Annotated in this window: 15 protein-coding genes and 1 pseudogene; 11 read left to right on the forward strand and 5 right to left on the reverse strand. The window is 36.0% G+C overall.

Going from position 1 to position 14,653, the window contains the following annotated elements; all coding sequences use genetic code 11:
• Positions 1-164: 164 nt before the first annotated feature.
• Positions 165-1,652 (reverse strand): diguanylate cyclase domain-containing protein, encoded by a 1,488-nt coding sequence (locus GD441_RS08300; protein WP_153125629.1) that lies wholly within the window; start codon positions 1,650-1,652, stop codon positions 165-167.
• A 215-nt stretch (positions 1,653-1,867) separates the two neighbouring features.
• Between GD441_RS08300 and GD441_RS08305 the strand changes: the two genes are divergently transcribed.
• Positions 1,868-2,044 (forward strand): hypothetical protein, encoded by a 177-nt coding sequence (locus GD441_RS08305; protein WP_153125632.1) that lies wholly within the window; start codon positions 1,868-1,870, stop codon positions 2,042-2,044.
• Between the two features lie 195 nt (positions 2,045-2,239).
• Here GD441_RS08305 and GD441_RS08310 read toward each other — a convergent pair whose 3' ends face one another.
• On the reverse strand, positions 2,240-2,758 hold the full coding sequence (locus GD441_RS08310; protein ID WP_153125634.1) for a MerR family transcriptional regulator: 519 nt from the start codon (positions 2,756-2,758) through the stop codon (positions 2,240-2,242).
• Between the two features lie 377 nt (positions 2,759-3,135).
• Between GD441_RS08310 and GD441_RS08315 the strand changes: the two genes are divergently transcribed.
• The 4 genes and pseudogenes from GD441_RS08315 to GD441_RS08330 all read left to right on the forward strand — a co-directional run bounded on the left by GD441_RS08315 (position 3,136) and on the right by GD441_RS08330 (position 5,224).
• A complete protein-coding gene (locus GD441_RS08315) occupies positions 3,136-3,777 on the forward strand; it encodes a cupin domain-containing protein (protein ID WP_153125636.1) in 642 nt (213 codons plus the stop codon).
• Positions 3,750-3,953, forward strand: coding sequence for a hypothetical protein (locus GD441_RS08320; protein ID WP_153125638.1), 204 nt, complete (start codon positions 3,750-3,752; stop codon positions 3,951-3,953). The genes GD441_RS08315 and GD441_RS08320 overlap by 28 nt, the downstream gene beginning before the upstream one ends.
• A 506-nt stretch (positions 3,954-4,459) precedes the next feature.
• Positions 4,460-4,686 (forward strand): annotated as a pseudogene (locus GD441_RS08325) (IS1595 family transposase); the annotation flags it as partial.
• 58 nt (positions 4,687-4,744) lie between these two features.
• Positions 4,745-5,224, forward strand: a complete 480-nt coding sequence (locus GD441_RS08330; protein WP_153125640.1) for a hypothetical protein — start codon at positions 4,745-4,747, stop codon at positions 5,222-5,224.
• 80 nt (positions 5,225-5,304) lie between these two features.
• Here the strand turns inward: GD441_RS08330 and GD441_RS08335 are convergent, their stop codons facing one another.
• Positions 5,305-6,132: a protein-glutamine gamma-glutamyltransferase gene (locus GD441_RS08335; protein WP_153125641.1), complete on the reverse strand. Its 828-nt coding sequence runs from the start codon at positions 6,130-6,132 to the stop codon at positions 5,305-5,307.
• Between the two features lie 138 nt (positions 6,133-6,270).
• Here GD441_RS08335 and GD441_RS08340 point away from each other — a divergent pair, with 138 nt between their 5' ends.
• Positions 6,271-6,600: an antibiotic biosynthesis monooxygenase family protein gene (locus GD441_RS08340; RefSeq protein WP_153125643.1), complete on the forward strand. Its 330-nt coding sequence runs from the start codon at positions 6,271-6,273 to the stop codon at positions 6,598-6,600.
• A 53-nt stretch (positions 6,601-6,653) separates the two neighbouring features.
• Positions 6,654-7,685, forward strand: coding sequence for an FUSC family protein (locus GD441_RS08345; protein ID WP_153125645.1), 1,032 nt, complete (start codon positions 6,654-6,656; stop codon positions 7,683-7,685).
• Between the two features lie 262 nt (positions 7,686-7,947).
• Here GD441_RS08345 and GD441_RS08350 read toward each other — a convergent pair whose 3' ends face one another.
• The gene (locus tag GD441_RS08350) at positions 7,948-8,724 is read right to left on the reverse strand and encodes a CPBP family intramembrane glutamic endopeptidase (protein WP_225434177.1); all 777 of its coding nucleotides are present in this window, start codon (positions 8,722-8,724) and stop codon (positions 7,948-7,950) included.
• A gap of 366 nt (positions 8,725-9,090) precedes the next feature.
• Between GD441_RS08350 and GD441_RS08355 the strand changes: the two genes are divergently transcribed.
• A complete protein-coding gene (locus tag GD441_RS08355; protein WP_153125647.1) occupies positions 9,091-10,452 on the forward strand; it encodes a cytochrome ubiquinol oxidase subunit I in 1,362 nt (453 codons plus the stop codon).
• A gap of 13 nt (positions 10,453-10,465) precedes the next feature.
• Positions 10,466-11,509, forward strand: a complete 1,044-nt coding sequence (locus tag GD441_RS08360; RefSeq protein WP_153125649.1) for a cytochrome d ubiquinol oxidase subunit II — start codon at positions 10,466-10,468, stop codon at positions 11,507-11,509.
• A gap of 143 nt (positions 11,510-11,652) precedes the next feature.
• On the opposite strand, the gene GD441_RS08365 is transcribed toward GD441_RS08360, so the two are convergent.
• The gene (locus GD441_RS08365; protein ID WP_153125651.1) at positions 11,653-12,561 is read right to left on the reverse strand and encodes a glycine-rich domain-containing protein; all 909 of its coding nucleotides are present in this window, start codon (positions 12,559-12,561) and stop codon (positions 11,653-11,655) included.
• A 451-nt stretch (positions 12,562-13,012) separates the two neighbouring features.
• Here GD441_RS08365 and GD441_RS08375 point away from each other — a divergent pair, with 451 nt between their 5' ends.
• Both GD441_RS08375 and GD441_RS08380 read left to right on the forward strand, forming a co-directional pair.
• Entirely contained in the window at positions 13,013-13,336 is a 324-nt protein-coding gene (locus tag GD441_RS08375; RefSeq protein WP_153125653.1) for an MGMT family protein, read from the forward strand.
• Positions 13,337-13,528: 192 nt separating this feature from the next.
• The gene (locus GD441_RS08380) at positions 13,529-14,509 is read left to right on the forward strand and encodes a LacI family DNA-binding transcriptional regulator (protein ID WP_153125655.1); all 981 of its coding nucleotides are present in this window, start codon (positions 13,529-13,531) and stop codon (positions 14,507-14,509) included.
• The last annotated feature ends 144 nt before the right edge of the window (positions 14,510-14,653 follow it).

The following is a 14,653-nucleotide window of genomic DNA, read 5'->3' on the forward strand; positions in this document are numbered from 1 at the left end:
AAAGTCGCGGGATTATCAAACAAACTGGCGGGAATATCCTGTGCACGGGAGGAAAAGGAAGCTCTGTTGAGAGAAAATTCTCTACTGAGCTTTTATTTACAAGGACATATATATCCTTCACGAAAGAAAATACATATGTCCTATACGATCAATGGAAAGTTTATTTAGTAACTTAAAACACGATTTCGTCCCTCATTTTTTACTTGATACAATGCTCGGTCTGCTTTTTCAATTAACTGATCTGGTTTACTTTGCGGTGTAGCGATTTGTGTAGCTACTCCAATGCTGACTGTCACCACTTGGCAATCTGGTGAGCCGATGTGTGGGAGCCGTAATGCTTCAACTCTAAATCTAATTTCTTCGGCTATTATTTTTGCTTGATCATTGTCTGTTTGAGGTAAAATGACCGCAAATTCTTCTCCTCCATATCGTGCAACAATATGAGGCGGCTTTACAATCTGCTGTAACAAATCTGCAATCCTTTGTAAGCACCGATCCCCAGCTCGATGACCATAGGTATCGTTGTATTCCTTAAAATGGTCAATATCAAACATAAGAAAGGAGAGTGGAGTTGATTCACTCATGGATCTTTTCCACTCTTTGTCTAATGCTCGATCTAGGTAGCGACGATTCGCAATGCCGGTTAACGGATCAATATTGGATAAATATTGTAGCTTTTGTTCCATTTTCTTACGTTCTGTAATATCTCTCGAAACAAGAACGACTTTCGTTATTACAGCATCCTCCTCAATTGGTGTTCCTCTCGTATCAATATCAACCCAATGTCCTTTTGGGTGTCTCCATCGAAATTCAATTTGAATGACATTTTTTTTCTTTAGCATTTTCCGAAACTCATCTTGTACACGTTTTATATCTTCAGGATGAATATTTTTGAGAGGATATGAGCCTATATAATCCTTTGGATCGATTCCATATAATTTCAGTGAAGGAGATACATACAAAGCCCTTCCAGCTGGATCTATAAGAGTTACAACATCAGACATGTTTTCTGTAATCAAACGAAATTTTTCTTCATTTTCTTTAATTTTGGTTTGAAGTGCATTTGATTTAATTAAATGATTGAGTAAGAAAATGATGCAAAAAGCACTAATAATGGAGATCGTCCATAAGGGGGTAAGAAATAATACAAAATCTTTTATATTATATAAGAGAATAATACCTACAATCGTAGTTGAAATTAGGGAGTATAGGGTCATAATCCACCATTTATTTTTGGAAACATAGGTTGAGATCAGTCCGCATCCAATTGCCATATTGATCGCATTAATCGCTGCAACGATCGATGGGAAGTCCATATTTGTAATAAATATCATTCGGTTTAGAGCAATGATTCCACCCGCCAACAAGGCTGAGGGCAATCCACCAAAAAGAGCGCTAATCATAATAGATAGATGCCGAAGATCAATGTGAATCCCATAACCTAAATCAAAACCGTAAAACATGATGATCGTACCAACCATACCATCACAAAACCCGATCATCATTTTTAAACGAAATGGAATCTTATTAGGATGAATATCATGGACATCTGTAAAAAAAACTTTATCTTTAAAAAAATAATGCAAAAGAACCGTAGTAGAAGTGAAAATAGCAAGATTTGTAAACAGGTCCTTAATCAATTCCAATATCATAATTATTTCTCCAGACCATTTAGATATTTATATCAAAAATTAGGAAAATTTACCTATATAATAATATCCGTATTATGTTTGATAATGCAACAATAAATTTTTGGCAAATCACATTTTGTAATTATAAGGAGGAAAAAAGGTGCTTTCCAACCGGAAAGCACCTTAGAATTTTGAATAAGTATAGTTCAAGTACATTTAACAGGATTGAAAAACGTTTGTTTTACCTAAATATTGGTCATCATTTGGATATATCGCTCGGCAGGATCAAAATATCGGTCGTCAATCCGATATATCGGTCGTCAGGATCAAAATATCGGTCGTCAATCCGATATATCGGTCGTCAGGATCAAAATATCGGTCGTCAGGATCAAAATATCGGTCGTCAGGATTAAAATATCGGTCGTCAGGATTAAAATATCGGTCGTCAGGATTAAAATATCAATCGTCAGAGGAAAAATATCGACCGTCATACAGAAATATCAACCGTCAGCGGCAAAGCAATATATTAATCGTCAGGATCAAAATATCGGCCATTAATCCGACACTATTTTAATCAACATAGCACATCCTAATATATGCTGTGTTGGTTAGAAGTTAAACAGCATGCTCATCAGGTTCTTTCTTTTGGATTTTTTCTTGTTTACAATTTGTTCGAAGATAAGTGGTTGCTCTGTGGAAGGACTCTTTTTCGGTTTTTGCTTGGACTCAAGCTCTTCTAAACGTTCTTTCATGATTTTCAATTCACTTTGTAATTCCTCAATTTCCCTGCGATGCTGCAATAGCTGATAGGATACCACAGCATCTGCTTTTTCATTGAGCGTGCTTTCCATTTGATTCAGTTTGAATAACAGCTTCTCGATTACTTGATCTTTTTTATCTACAGGCATTGTTGTAGGATGAATGGGTTGCTCAGGAAGGACTACATCCTGAAGAAGAACACCATTTTGAATTTGTTTTTGAACATGCTTTAATAGCTCGATTTTTTCTTCCGTAAATAGATAATGGCCAAGGTCATTTCGCTCCATCTCCAATTCCAAATCCTTTACCCAACGCTTTACCGTACTTTTTGAAACTCCTAATAGCTTTGCAACATGATTTGTATTCATCGTAATCCCTCCTTAATAGAAATGAGTTCTCTTTTTACAACGGGATTCCTCTATAGTTGACAAAAGTAGTTTGCATTCGGCAAAGAAAGTGGAATTATAACATTTTCTTTCAGAGCATGTCGATTTGCTTTATTAATGTTGAATAGAACAAATGAAGAATAAATCATTGAATTGTTGAATAACAATAAAGCTGTTCAATTACATTTACAAAAAAAGTGTTTAAAAACGCCAGTCATGTTATTCCATTAAAGGGCCTTTTAATAAAATAAGTGTTTTAGGCTAAAAACGCTTTCTATAAATTTGTCACCTTGAATCTAAGTACATTCCCTTAACAAGTGCATAGGATAATTTTATAAACTGTGAAGGGATTGAGAAAAATGTACTATGTTCCTTATATGTATCAATATCAATATCCTTATTATGTTAATGTACAAATGTATAATTATGGAAGACAGTCTTTTTACTGGACTTTTCCTAATGAGATAGAACATGCAAACAAATTTGATTCTTTTCGCTCTTCCAACGGAGATGGAAGTATTTTGTTAACAGATTATGGACCAAAACCATTTGTCGTTAATATCAATGAAGCAACGAAGCAAAACAATACGTATCGTACTGCTTTATGGACAGGAACACATTTACAAGTTACGTTAATGAGTCTCAATGTTGGGGAAGATATCGGTTTGGAAATGCATCCTGATGTTGATCAATTCTTACGTATTGAACAAGGACAGGGGATTGTTCAAATGGGCAAGAGGAAAGATCATTTAAACTTTGAAAGAAATGTCTATGATGATTCCGCCATAATGATACCTGCAGGAACATGGCATAATCTAACTAATACAGGTAATATTCCGCTAAAACTTTACTCAATATATGCTCCTCCTAACCATCCATTTGGTACTGTTCATGTTACCAAAGCAGATGCATTGGCTGCGGAAGAAGGTCATGGCAATGGAAATACAGTCATTTTTGGCAGGACTCCAGATGAATGGATACAGTACAGGAATTTTTGGTAAATGAAGGATTAGAGGATGCTAAAAAAGGAATAAATTCTACACACATTCTGCAAGAATTTATTCTAATGGGAGTTCTTGTAGGGAAAGGGTATTCTCCTGAAAGTGCATATGAAACAGTAGAAGAATGGGAACGTACAGGAGAATCCAAACTTCTTCAGCAAAGCAAATATATGTAGAAATAGAGTAAAAGCATATAGGTAAGAAAAAGAAATAATTAAAAAAATGTTAAGGGTTTTGTCAGATTGGCGAACCCCTTTTATTTCTACATTAGAATCACTTAAAATATTTGATGAACAAAGAAATCAAATAGGAATCGCTACTAGGGAAGAAGTACATAAAATGGGACAACAATCTCCAAAAAGAAGAAGTTTTAGGGATTGTAAAAGCTGAGTTTAATACATTCTATGAACTTTGGTTAGGAGAAAAAGCAGAGATTACCGTTGAAGGGTTCGAAATAGATGATGCTGGTCATAAAGTTTCTATGAAAAAGACAGTAAATAAAGATCACTTTGTACCACACAATCCTGTCTATTATGAGAGTATTGTAAAATTGATTAAAATAACCTTGTAGCCTGACCTGGCACGCCCTGATATTTGGTGAAAGAAAGCTCCTGACAAAATGGAAGCTCTGTGGAGAAAAAATCTCTACAGAGCTTCATTAAATTTAGGCTCTGTTAAAGGAAAATCGGCTGAAATCGTAGGGGTTACATGGGTTACACTTTTTTATTGGAGGCACAAATTGTTGAGTGCCTTAAAACAAATGGATTTTAAGCAATTTGCAGGGATCGATGAGGTTGACGAGACCTAAGGTTGATAATATGATTGGTTCTAAGCTGACAACCTGATAAGGTACTCGTTACTGATGCTTGGAGAGCCTACAAAACCTATGCAAAAGAAAAAGGTAGAGAACAAAATTCAATGTTTAGTATTCTATTAACCAACGTAGGTACCAAACAAATAGAGGTGAATGGAAATTTTATCAAGAAAAATTATCTCTGCATCTATTTCTGGTTCTTTATTTGCAATTTTGTTAGGAATAATACAAGCAAATCCATTTGGTGAAACGATCACTTCCATACCAAATTATTTATTTTCTGTTGTATCAATTACGCCTCTTTATTTAATGTATAGTTTCCCAGTTATTTTAATTTACGGGGTACTTACCTCTATTGTTAGTGATAAAGTCAGTAAGTTTGTTTCAACAAAAATAAAAAATGATAAATATGAAATAATGATCTCTGGCATTTTACACGTTGTTTTTGGTCTTGTATTACTTTTTTATAGTTTAGGTGCTTCTATATTGTTTTTTATGACCGACAGAGTACTACAAAACAACCATAAAGATTATAAGTTGTTACAAGCAATTAGAAGTTTGGCAATTCCATTAGCAGTTTGGCTAATTTTTATGGGGATTGTTTATATAGAGCATCTTATAAACGTCAGTTAAACAAGTGCAGGGAAACCTTAATTAAGGCTTTCCCTAATTTTTATTCTTTTTTCAACATTAAAGTTTAACAGAGCCTAAATTTAAAAAAAATACGTTCTAGACCCAATTTCTGAAACAATTAGATTGGAAAAAAGGTTATAATTCATTAGTGGATTTTCACGAAAATTTTTTATTCTGTATGCCTTATATATGTTAAATTTCACCCGTGTGATTATGTCTGTTAAATAGGCAGATTGCTCGGGGTTCTTTTTTCTTTTTGTATTTAAAGCTTTAATTATTCCCTCTTTCGTTTTTATGCCAATCCCATGGCCATAATAGAGTCCTTCTTCTAAAATGATGGCGTTTTCTCCGCGCCAATGTGGAGTTTCTGGGTCGTGGTCAGGGTTTTTAAAGTAGACACAATCACCAGGTAAATAATCTGTCCCATCAATCGTTTCAAGATTAAGATCCTGATCGTATTCCCAATCGTAAAGAATCAGATCGGAAAATAGTCGGTTAAAACTGTTATGATCAATGGATTCTAAAACAGCCTTATAAAAAATAATGACGATCGCTGTAGCACATTCAAACGCATATTTATTACTATTCAGGAATATATCTTCAATTCCAGTTTGAGGTAAAACATTTGGTTTGAGTTCAAATGCTCCTTTTTCAGTCAGTTTCCAATATTGTTCATTACACTTAGAGGTTCTAAAGGTGGCAAATTGGACATCGCTTTTGTATAACAAAATAGCAGCTCGTGTAATTTGAATCCGTATGATTAGCTCAAATTTCAGCTCCTCCAGTGTTTCATATTCATAAACTTTATTATTTTTCGCCATTAATTCAAGGATATCAGCTGCTTCATATGGTAAATTTCCGAGATTAATATCAGAAACCTTTGTCAATTTTTGATTAATTTTTATCAAGATCATCATTCCTTTTATTAGGATTGTGATTATTTCATCATGTAAAATGAATACAGTGTACTTATATATATGAGGTATGGTTGAATACTGACCTCTTTAAGTCTCAAAATTAACAGCTCAATATGGAGGATTTTGAATATGAGCAGATTCGCGAAAACACCCCAGCCACCTTATTATGCGGTGATTTTCTTTTCAGAACGGACGGAAGGAGACCGGGGATACGGAAAAATGGCAGCAAGAATGGTAGAATTAGCTAGTCAAGCTGAAGGGTTTTTAGGTATTGAAAGTGCTCGTGATAGCGAAGGAATCGGGATAACGATTTCATACTGGGATTCTTTAGAAGCTATTAAGAACTGGAAGGAACATGCAGCTCATCAGGTTGCGCAGGAAAAAGGTAAAACAGAGTGGTACAAAACATTTGCATTGAGGGTTTGTAAGGTAGAGAGAGATTCTTTTTTCGAAATGTGATAAATTTCTATTTTAAGATTCATCACGAAAGACAGATTGGGGGATCATGATTTATGACTTTAGGTCCGCGTGTACTTAAAACGGGGATTGCGGTAACATTGGCGCTATACATATGCTCGATTTTACATCTTCAGCCGGCTGTATTTGCTGGGGTAGCAGCCATTTTTACTGTCCAGCCCTCTATATATCGTACATGGAGACAGCTGTTAGACCAATTAATCGCTAATATAATAGGTGCAGGGATTGCCCTGTTTTCCATTCATTTTTTAGGAGATCACCCGATTACCATTGGCCTCGTGATGATGGTAGTGATTTCTCTTAGCTTAAAAATGAAAATGGAAAGCTCGATTCCGCTTACCCTCGTTACCGTGTTAGCTATTATGAGTGCTCCAGGCAATGAAAATCTATTGTTTACCTGGAATCGTTTTTTAATCATATTGATTGGTATTGGCTCTGCGCTGCTTGTAAATCTATTGATTTTACCACCAAAATATAAAAATCATTATCTGGAACAAGTGCAAGCTGTTTTTCAGAATTTGTCGTTATTATTACGCACGGCTATTTCGAACGAAATGACAGAGAAGTCCTTTCAAGAATATAGTAAAAAGTTAAAGAGTGACATTCAAAAGCTAGAAGAGCAATATAAGCTATTTGATGAAGAAAGAAGAAATATGGCAAAGCTTAACCCGTTAGATGTTCGAGAAATTGTTGTATTTAAGCAAATGCTTAAGACGCTGCAGCAGGGAGAAGAAGTGTTAGAAAATATCGAAGAGCACTATTTCCAAAGTAAGACGAGCGAGGAAGAGAATCATCTATTCGACCACCATCTTGAGCAATTAATCAAATATCATGAGTACTTTTTATTAAAATATGAAGGAAAAATGAAAGAGCAAGAAGATCAGATCGAAGAGGATGTCATGCAAGAAAGTGCAGCGTTTTTCGAGCGAATTCTAGAGCTATACCTTCAAAACAAGGATCAAAAATTAAGGCTTTTGATTATTGCTTCCTCTATTGTAGAATATACGTTTCATTTGCAGCGATTAAATCAATTGATTGAGCAGTATTACAGGGTGGCTACTAAATAAGGGTACTCCGTTAAGTAATAAAAAGTTAGGGTTACTCAATAGATTACGATCACTCAGCGTTATTATTCAATCACTTAGGAAGAAAAGTTGATTATTTAAGGAGATCATTCAATCACTCACCAAGTCGTTCGACTACTCAGGAAGTAATATACTATTAAATAAAGCTGACTCAAAGGTGTGGTTAACAACGACCTTTTGAGTCAGCTTTCGTTATTTTTTATTCGATTTTTTGGCGATATTTTCAAGTTCACTTTTTGACGACCTAAGTAAATAAGTTAGTGAAGATAACATGTAAGAACACATCGGCTGCCATATGGGAGATCATGGCGTATTCTAAGCCTTTTTTCCAATACAAATATCCAAACCATACACCTAAAATTCCATTTAACACTAACGCTCTTAGCAAAAGGATTGGTGTTAGTTCTCCAAATAACTGAATAGTTGCCGGTAAATGACCCACTCCAAAGAGAAGGGTTGATAATAGGATGCCAATCCAAAAATAAATGGGGGGAATACTTTTTCCTTCTTTACGAGTCATTTTGGCTAAAATCCAGACAATTAGTGTCATCAAAAACAAGCGAACCATGATTTCTTCTGTGATTCCACCATAAAACATGGCAAGTAAACTTTGCCACCAAAGAGGTTTTGGAGATTGTTCTATTCCTGTAGTATCGATTTGTGGTAAAAATACAAAGGAATCAAGCACAAAAACAAGAAGGCTTCCAAAGAAACTGACTAGGATCCCAATCCCTACCCATTTCCATGAAAAGGGCTTCTGTTCGGTTTTATTCACCCATGTTCGTAAGTGTGGAGCATCTAATCCTGTTCGTTTTTGTACTAGTAAAGCAATGTTTGTAAGGATAAAAACTAGAATCGTAGATTGAACGACTCCTAATGCAAGAACCACGGGGATTGGTATATCACCTAGCTGATCAACCATCCCTTTAATAAAAGTAAATTGATACGGCATGATGGAAATAATCCCTATTATTCCTAGAAAAGTAATAAAAAGTGCCAGTTTAAAATTTTTTTTCAACAAAGAGTTCCTCTCCTTTAGATAGCAATGATATAAGGCCCTTGAATATAATTATATAGTTACTATTTATGTATTAATATCTAAATTTTCGAAAATAGCCTCTTTACACACGGATCTTATCGAAGCAATAATCCTGCTTAGATGAAAGAGAAAAATCAATACCCGATCAATTCCCTAGGCATACTGCATGGGGATTTTTTATTGGTAAAAAAATAGAGGAGAATATGCAGCTTGATGAAACGACTCAATAGACAGGATGGTCTAGAACAATGTTTAGTTATTTCAATTTTTATTGGTTAAAAGTATATTTTTTCCTTTTATGCTTACAATAACCTTGAAAGTTAAGTGCTTTTGAAAGGGGTTTATGTTTTGAGTGATATTTTAATCGCAAGATCGTTGTTTGGAACGACTATGGCTTTTCATATTATTTTTGCCACATTAGGCATTGGACTTCCATTTATGATTTTGGTAGCTGAATTGATGTTTTTTAAAACGAAAGACAAAGATTACTCTATTATGGCGAGGAGATGGACAAAAGCGAAAGCCGTTCTGCTTGGAATTGCCATACCATCGGGAACAATCGCTGGTGTACAGCTGTCTTTATTATGGCCGGGATTTATGGAAGTGGTTGGCCGAGTGATGGCACTTCCATTTCAAATTGAAATCTATGCTTTTTTTATTGAAGCACTGTTTCTGTCTATTTATGTATATGCTTATGATCGAATTTCATCGAAGGCAAGAGTGATCAGTTTAGCGCTCGTTACCTTTGGTGCTTTAGCATCAGCTGTTCTTATTTCGAACGTTCATGCTTTTGAGGGAACTCCAGCTGGTTTTAAGATGGAAAACGGAAAAATTTACGATGTCGATCCTTGGGCGGCTTTTTTTAATCCGAGCTTCTTTGTTACGGCAGGGCATGTTGCTCTGACAGCGCTCATGACAGGTGCGTTTGTCACTGCAGCCGTTGCTGCCTTTAAAATGTTAAAAACACCATTTGAAAGTCGTTTATATCGTCATCATTTGAAAGCGTTAATGATAAGTTTAGTGATTGGAGGCATATTCTCTTTAGCAAGTGCCATAAATGGCCATGCTTCAGCACAATATCTACATAAATATCAGCCGGAAAAATTAGCAGCGGCAGAAGGGCTGTTTGAAACACAGTCATATGCCCCTCTCGCCATTGGCGGGTTTACAAACCGTGAAACACAGGAAGTAGATTGGGCGATTGAAATCCCTTGGGCCCTCAGCTTTCTTGCCGGGAACCGTTTTGATACGGTCGTGAAAGGACTGAATGATTATCCGGAAGAAGATTGGCCTCCGTTGTTCGTCCATACTCTCTTCAATGGAATGGTCGCAATCGGAACCTTTACCATCCTTCTTTCTATTGTTGGATTTGTTTGGAATAAGTTTTTGAAAAAGGATCGGTTTCCAAAATGGCTATTATGGTTGTTTGTTGCATCAGGGCCGCTGTCTGTTCTTTCGATTGAGTTTGGATGGATTTTTGCCTGTACAGGAAGACAGCCATGGACGATTTACCACATGCTCAGAACAAGTGATTCAGTCACAACGCAGACTAATTTAGGTCCTCTATTTGCCATCTTTTCTGGTGTGTATGCGATTCTTGGCATAACGGTGATTTTAGTTCTTTATTATTACTTCAAAAGAAATCCGCTGATCCAAGAGATTAATGCTATAGAAGGAAAAAACGATGAAAATAACGTTACAATAAATTAAGAAGGTGATTGATATGACCGGTGTCACTTTTGGTGACGAGCTTTTGGCGATTACTGTTCTATGGGGATTTGTTTTTATTTATGCCGTAATGGCTTCGATGGACTTTGGAGCAGGCTTTTGGTCTATGGTCTACATTAATAAAGAAAAAACAAACGCAACCAATATAGCAAATCGCTATTTATCCCCAACCTGGGAAGTTTCCAATGTTTTTATCGTTGCTCTTGTTGTGGCGATCTATAGCTTTTTTCCAGGAGCAGCCTATTCGCTTGGGACGATTCTTCTGATTCCAGGCAGTCTGATCTTATTGTTATTGTCTATAAGAAGTGCATTCTTGGTGTTCTCTCACAATGCGGAAAAATATAGAAGGCTGTTAGTGTATATTTCAGGGATCTCAGGAATCATAATTCCCGGTCTATTAATGGCCGTTTTACCTATTTCGCATGGAGATTATGTTGTTTTTAATGGGGAACGGCAGTACTTGTTACTTGGTAAGCTTTTTACTAGTCCTCATGTTTATGCGTTTATTGGGTTTGCCATTACTAGTTCGCTGTTTTTGTCGTCATTATGGCTAGCAGATTACTCAAAAGCTTCTGAAGAGGATCAAGCTTATGACGTGTATCGGAGAGATGCAGTTATGATTGGCCCTATTTCATTAGTTATGGCCTTCCTCATCATGTTAACCATGAAGGGTGAAGCAAACTGGCTATATATCAAGATGATGAAAGACTTCCCCCTATTAGTAGGATCGATCCTTTGCTTCATCATTGCAGGAATAGCCCTTATAATGCGAGATAAAAAGGGAGTAAAAGGGATGCCAAGGCTGGCAGTTGTTGCGATCACCGCACAGTATTTAGTAGCGGGCTATGTGTACGGAAAGGCACACCTGCCATATATTGTTTATCCTGAAGTGACGATTCAAACTGGATTTACTGACCCAAATTCCTTTAGGGCAGTGTTTATCGTTTATATTGTTGGGTTTGCCATTCTATTCCCTGGTTTCATTTATTTTTGGAGCTTGTTCATGAAGGACAAAAGGTACCTTAGGCAAAAGTCTTAATAGAACGATTAAGGGGATATTACATGTTTTTCAAAATTAGGGCTGAGCCAAGAAGGCACATGAATGGCCATTTAGCTTTCAGCCCTTTTTGGTGAAATAGTAAAACTTCGCAAACCAATATCGACACTTTCATATGCCATTCCTCAGGAAGACGAACAAGAGCTGCATGATGAGCAGCTCGAAGAATCTGAGCCACCATGTCCACCATCATGACTGCCATGACTGTCTGAAGAATCGTGACCAAAAAGATCTCCAAACGAATCATCCTTATCATTCGTACTTACATAGGCAAAGTAAGCGTAGCTTGCATCACTTGAATCTTTATATGAATGTTGCCATATTGGAGATTTATCTAGTTTGTATTCTTTAAATCTTGACACGAATGATTCGAAAACCTTCTCTCCTAGAGAGCTTGGGGAATCGTGCATATATTTGTCTTTTAACTTTGTCATCTTTCCATTTTCAAATTCTTGTAATAGCTCTTTGCCTTTTCCATGCTTGAAAAACCTTCCCCATATTTTCAATGAGACCGAATCTACCGAAAATAATTGAACATAGCAAAAATCAAAAAATGTTCTTTCCGCAGGTTTGAACATAGGCTGACCATGGGGAATATGATGAATCCGGCGCCCAATAAACATCTCGCAGAATTCATTGTACTCTTTTTCAAACTTCAGCATGATATGCCACAGTTCATCAACCTTCACGTTAAACATCTCTATTTTTTTGAATACAGCTGCCATCAAAAAATACCGTTTTAGTTCTCTCCATAACTCATTCACCTGATTCTGGGAATAGCGAGGGAATTGAAGTCTGAATTCTGTATTCACAGTTTCCATAAAATCAGCTTTCAAAGCATTGTTTAATCTGTGAATGAATTCTTCATTTACGATATTCGTTTGAGAAAGAATGAGAGTCTCATGATATTTGTTTTGAAACTCTTTTTTGAAACGTTCTCTCCTTGCAGGTTCATTTTGTTTTCCTAGCATAATCAAAAGCAAAACGAAACAGCTCAAAACGATTAGTCCAATCAAACCCATGATCCAAGACATTTTTATCAGTCCTTTCAGCAAAAATCCATTTCATAGCAATCTATTCACCATTGTTTTCCATACTATTATACCATTCCATTGTTAAGTCGTGATTACATCCAAATCTTGTAATCAATCTTTTTGACATAGAAATGGAAAGGAGTATGCTATTCTTATAAAGTAGTTGTCAATTCTTTTTTTGGGTAGACCTATGGAGAAGCCATGAGGTATTCGCCGCATTAAAACTGTACAATATCAAAGACAAAGTCCCACTCATAAAAATGGATTTGTGATGAATACGCAAGAAGAAATCCGTCAAGCGATCATCGTTTATCTAACGGGAAAGTTTAAGGAATAAAAGAGCGTAGCGGAATAGTAAAAAACGAATAGGGGAGGGGAAATGATCATCCTCTGTCGTGTTAAATCGTTTATAAACTAGTCGATTTTTAATTGTATCAAGGGTTTGAGCTAGTTGGAGAGTTTCACTGAACGAGTCATTCAAATCATTCAGCAAATTCCATCTGGAAAAGTGATGACCTATGGACAAATTGCAAGATTAGCTGGAAGTCCAAGGGGAGCTAGACAAGTAGTCCGTATTCTTCACTCAATGAGTGACAAATATAAGCTTCCTTGGCATCGAGTCATCAATGCTAAAGGTGAGATTGGATTAAAAGCTGAAGAGTTATTTTTTATTCAAAAGATGTCATTAGAAAGCGAAGGTATTCAGTTTACAAATCATAACTCGATTAATCTTGAAATCTATCAATATCACCCTGAATCTCCACCAGAAAAGTAAAGTTTATCTAAGTTAAGTTACATAAGAAAAAATTAGTGATCAGTTGTTAGAAAATTACAGTTAAGAGATCTAAATTTCATTAGATTTTGTTTATTTATCTTGTAAGCATATTGCCATTAAAAATTTCTTGCTTTTTTAATAAGGTACTTAAGTCTATAATGATAGAAGGATTTTTGATATGGAGATGGTAATATGACAACAATTGCTGATATTGCCCGGATTGCAGGAGTTGCAAAAAGTACAGTCTCACGCTATTTAAATGGCGGGTCTATTAGTGAACATACGAAAAGGAAGATCGAGGAAGTGATCCTCGAAACAGGTTATACTCCTAACACTTTCGCCCAAAGTCTAAAAGCAAAGAAACCAAATATTATTGGAACGATTGTTCCGCGACTCGATTCCTATGCAACATCACGTACTTTAATTGGCATAGATGAGCGTTTGCGAGAATTACATTTTCAAATGCTTGTATCTAATACGAGCCAGGACTTAGAGCGTGAAATCGAAAATATTTACACGTTATCAAAGCAGAAGGTTGCAGGCATTATTTTGCTGGCTACGAAAATTACTGAGGATCATTTAAAGGCGTTTCAAGAGGTTCAAATTCCTGTCATGCTTGTAGGGCAACAGCATGACGATGTTTACAGCCTGATTCATAATGATTATGAAGCTGGATTTGAAATGGGGAAATTAATTCTAGAAAAGGGACACAGACGAATTGCTTTTTTAGGTGTAACAGAAGAAGATATCGCAGTTGGAGTAAAGAGAAAGGAAGGATTTATACACGCCATGCAAACTCAATCAGACTGCGAGATTCAATATTATCAAACAGGCTTTAAAATTACAGATGCCCTTTATCAAGTTCCCTCCATCATTGAAGAGTTCAATCCATCTGTATTAGTGTGTGCAACCGACAATCTTGCAATTGGAGCGTTAAAAGCTGCCTATTTAAAAGGTTTAAAGGTTCCAGCAGATTTATCGATCACAGGGTTTGGAGGATATGAAGTAACCGAAATGCTGAACCCAGGGTTGACAACAGCTAAATTTTTTTATAAGGAAGCTGGGGAAATAGCAGCTCAAAATATTGTGAGATTAGTAAATGGAGAAGACATCCCTAAATTAACGATATCAAAATATAAAATAATTGAAAGAGAAAGCGTTGACAATAAATAATGTTGTGATATACTCTAAGTAGATTTGAAAATGAAAGCGATTTTTTAATATAGACGTGTTTGGGACCGGTTCCATCCGGTTTGGTTTTTACCTTAAAACGGAACCGGTTCCAATTAGCAAATCTTTATTTTTTTGCTGTGAATG

Source organism: Peribacillus tepidiphilus, assembly GCF_009466385.1.
Classification (GTDB): Bacteria; Bacillota; Bacilli; order Bacillales; family DSM-1321; genus Bacillus_BN; species Bacillus_BN tepidiphilus.

What these genes read in the sequence shown, in the direction of transcription:
- GD441_RS08300 (WP_153125629.1), bottom strand. Translation starts at nt 1,652, where the DNA reads ATGATATTGGAATTGATTAAGGACCTGTTTACAAATCTTGCTATTTTC.
- GD441_RS08310 (WP_153125634.1), bottom strand. Translation starts at nt 2,758, where the DNA reads ATGAATACAAATCATGTTGCAAAGCTATTAGGAGTTTCAAAAAGTACG.
- GD441_RS08315 (WP_153125636.1), top strand. Translation starts at nt 3,136, where the DNA reads ATGTACTATGTTCCTTATATGTATCAATATCAATATCCTTATTATGTT.
- GD441_RS08320 (WP_153125638.1), top strand. Translation starts at nt 3,750, where the DNA reads ATGGATACAGTACAGGAATTTTTGGTAAATGAAGGATTAGAGGATGCT.
- GD441_RS08330 (WP_153125640.1), top strand. Translation starts at nt 4,745, where the DNA reads ATGGAAATTTTATCAAGAAAAATTATCTCTGCATCTATTTCTGGTTCT.
- GD441_RS08340 (WP_153125643.1), top strand. Translation starts at nt 6,271, where the DNA reads ATGAGCAGATTCGCGAAAACACCCCAGCCACCTTATTATGCGGTGATT.
- GD441_RS08345 (WP_153125645.1), top strand. Translation starts at nt 6,654, where the DNA reads ATGACTTTAGGTCCGCGTGTACTTAAAACGGGGATTGCGGTAACATTG.
- GD441_RS08360 (WP_153125649.1), top strand. Translation starts at nt 10,466, where the DNA reads ATGACCGGTGTCACTTTTGGTGACGAGCTTTTGGCGATTACTGTTCTA.
- GD441_RS08365 (WP_153125651.1), bottom strand. Translation starts at nt 12,561, where the DNA reads ATGTCTTGGATCATGGGTTTGATTGGACTAATCGTTTTGAGCTGTTTC.
- GD441_RS08380 (WP_153125655.1), top strand. Translation starts at nt 13,529, where the DNA reads ATGACAACAATTGCTGATATTGCCCGGATTGCAGGAGTTGCAAAAAGT.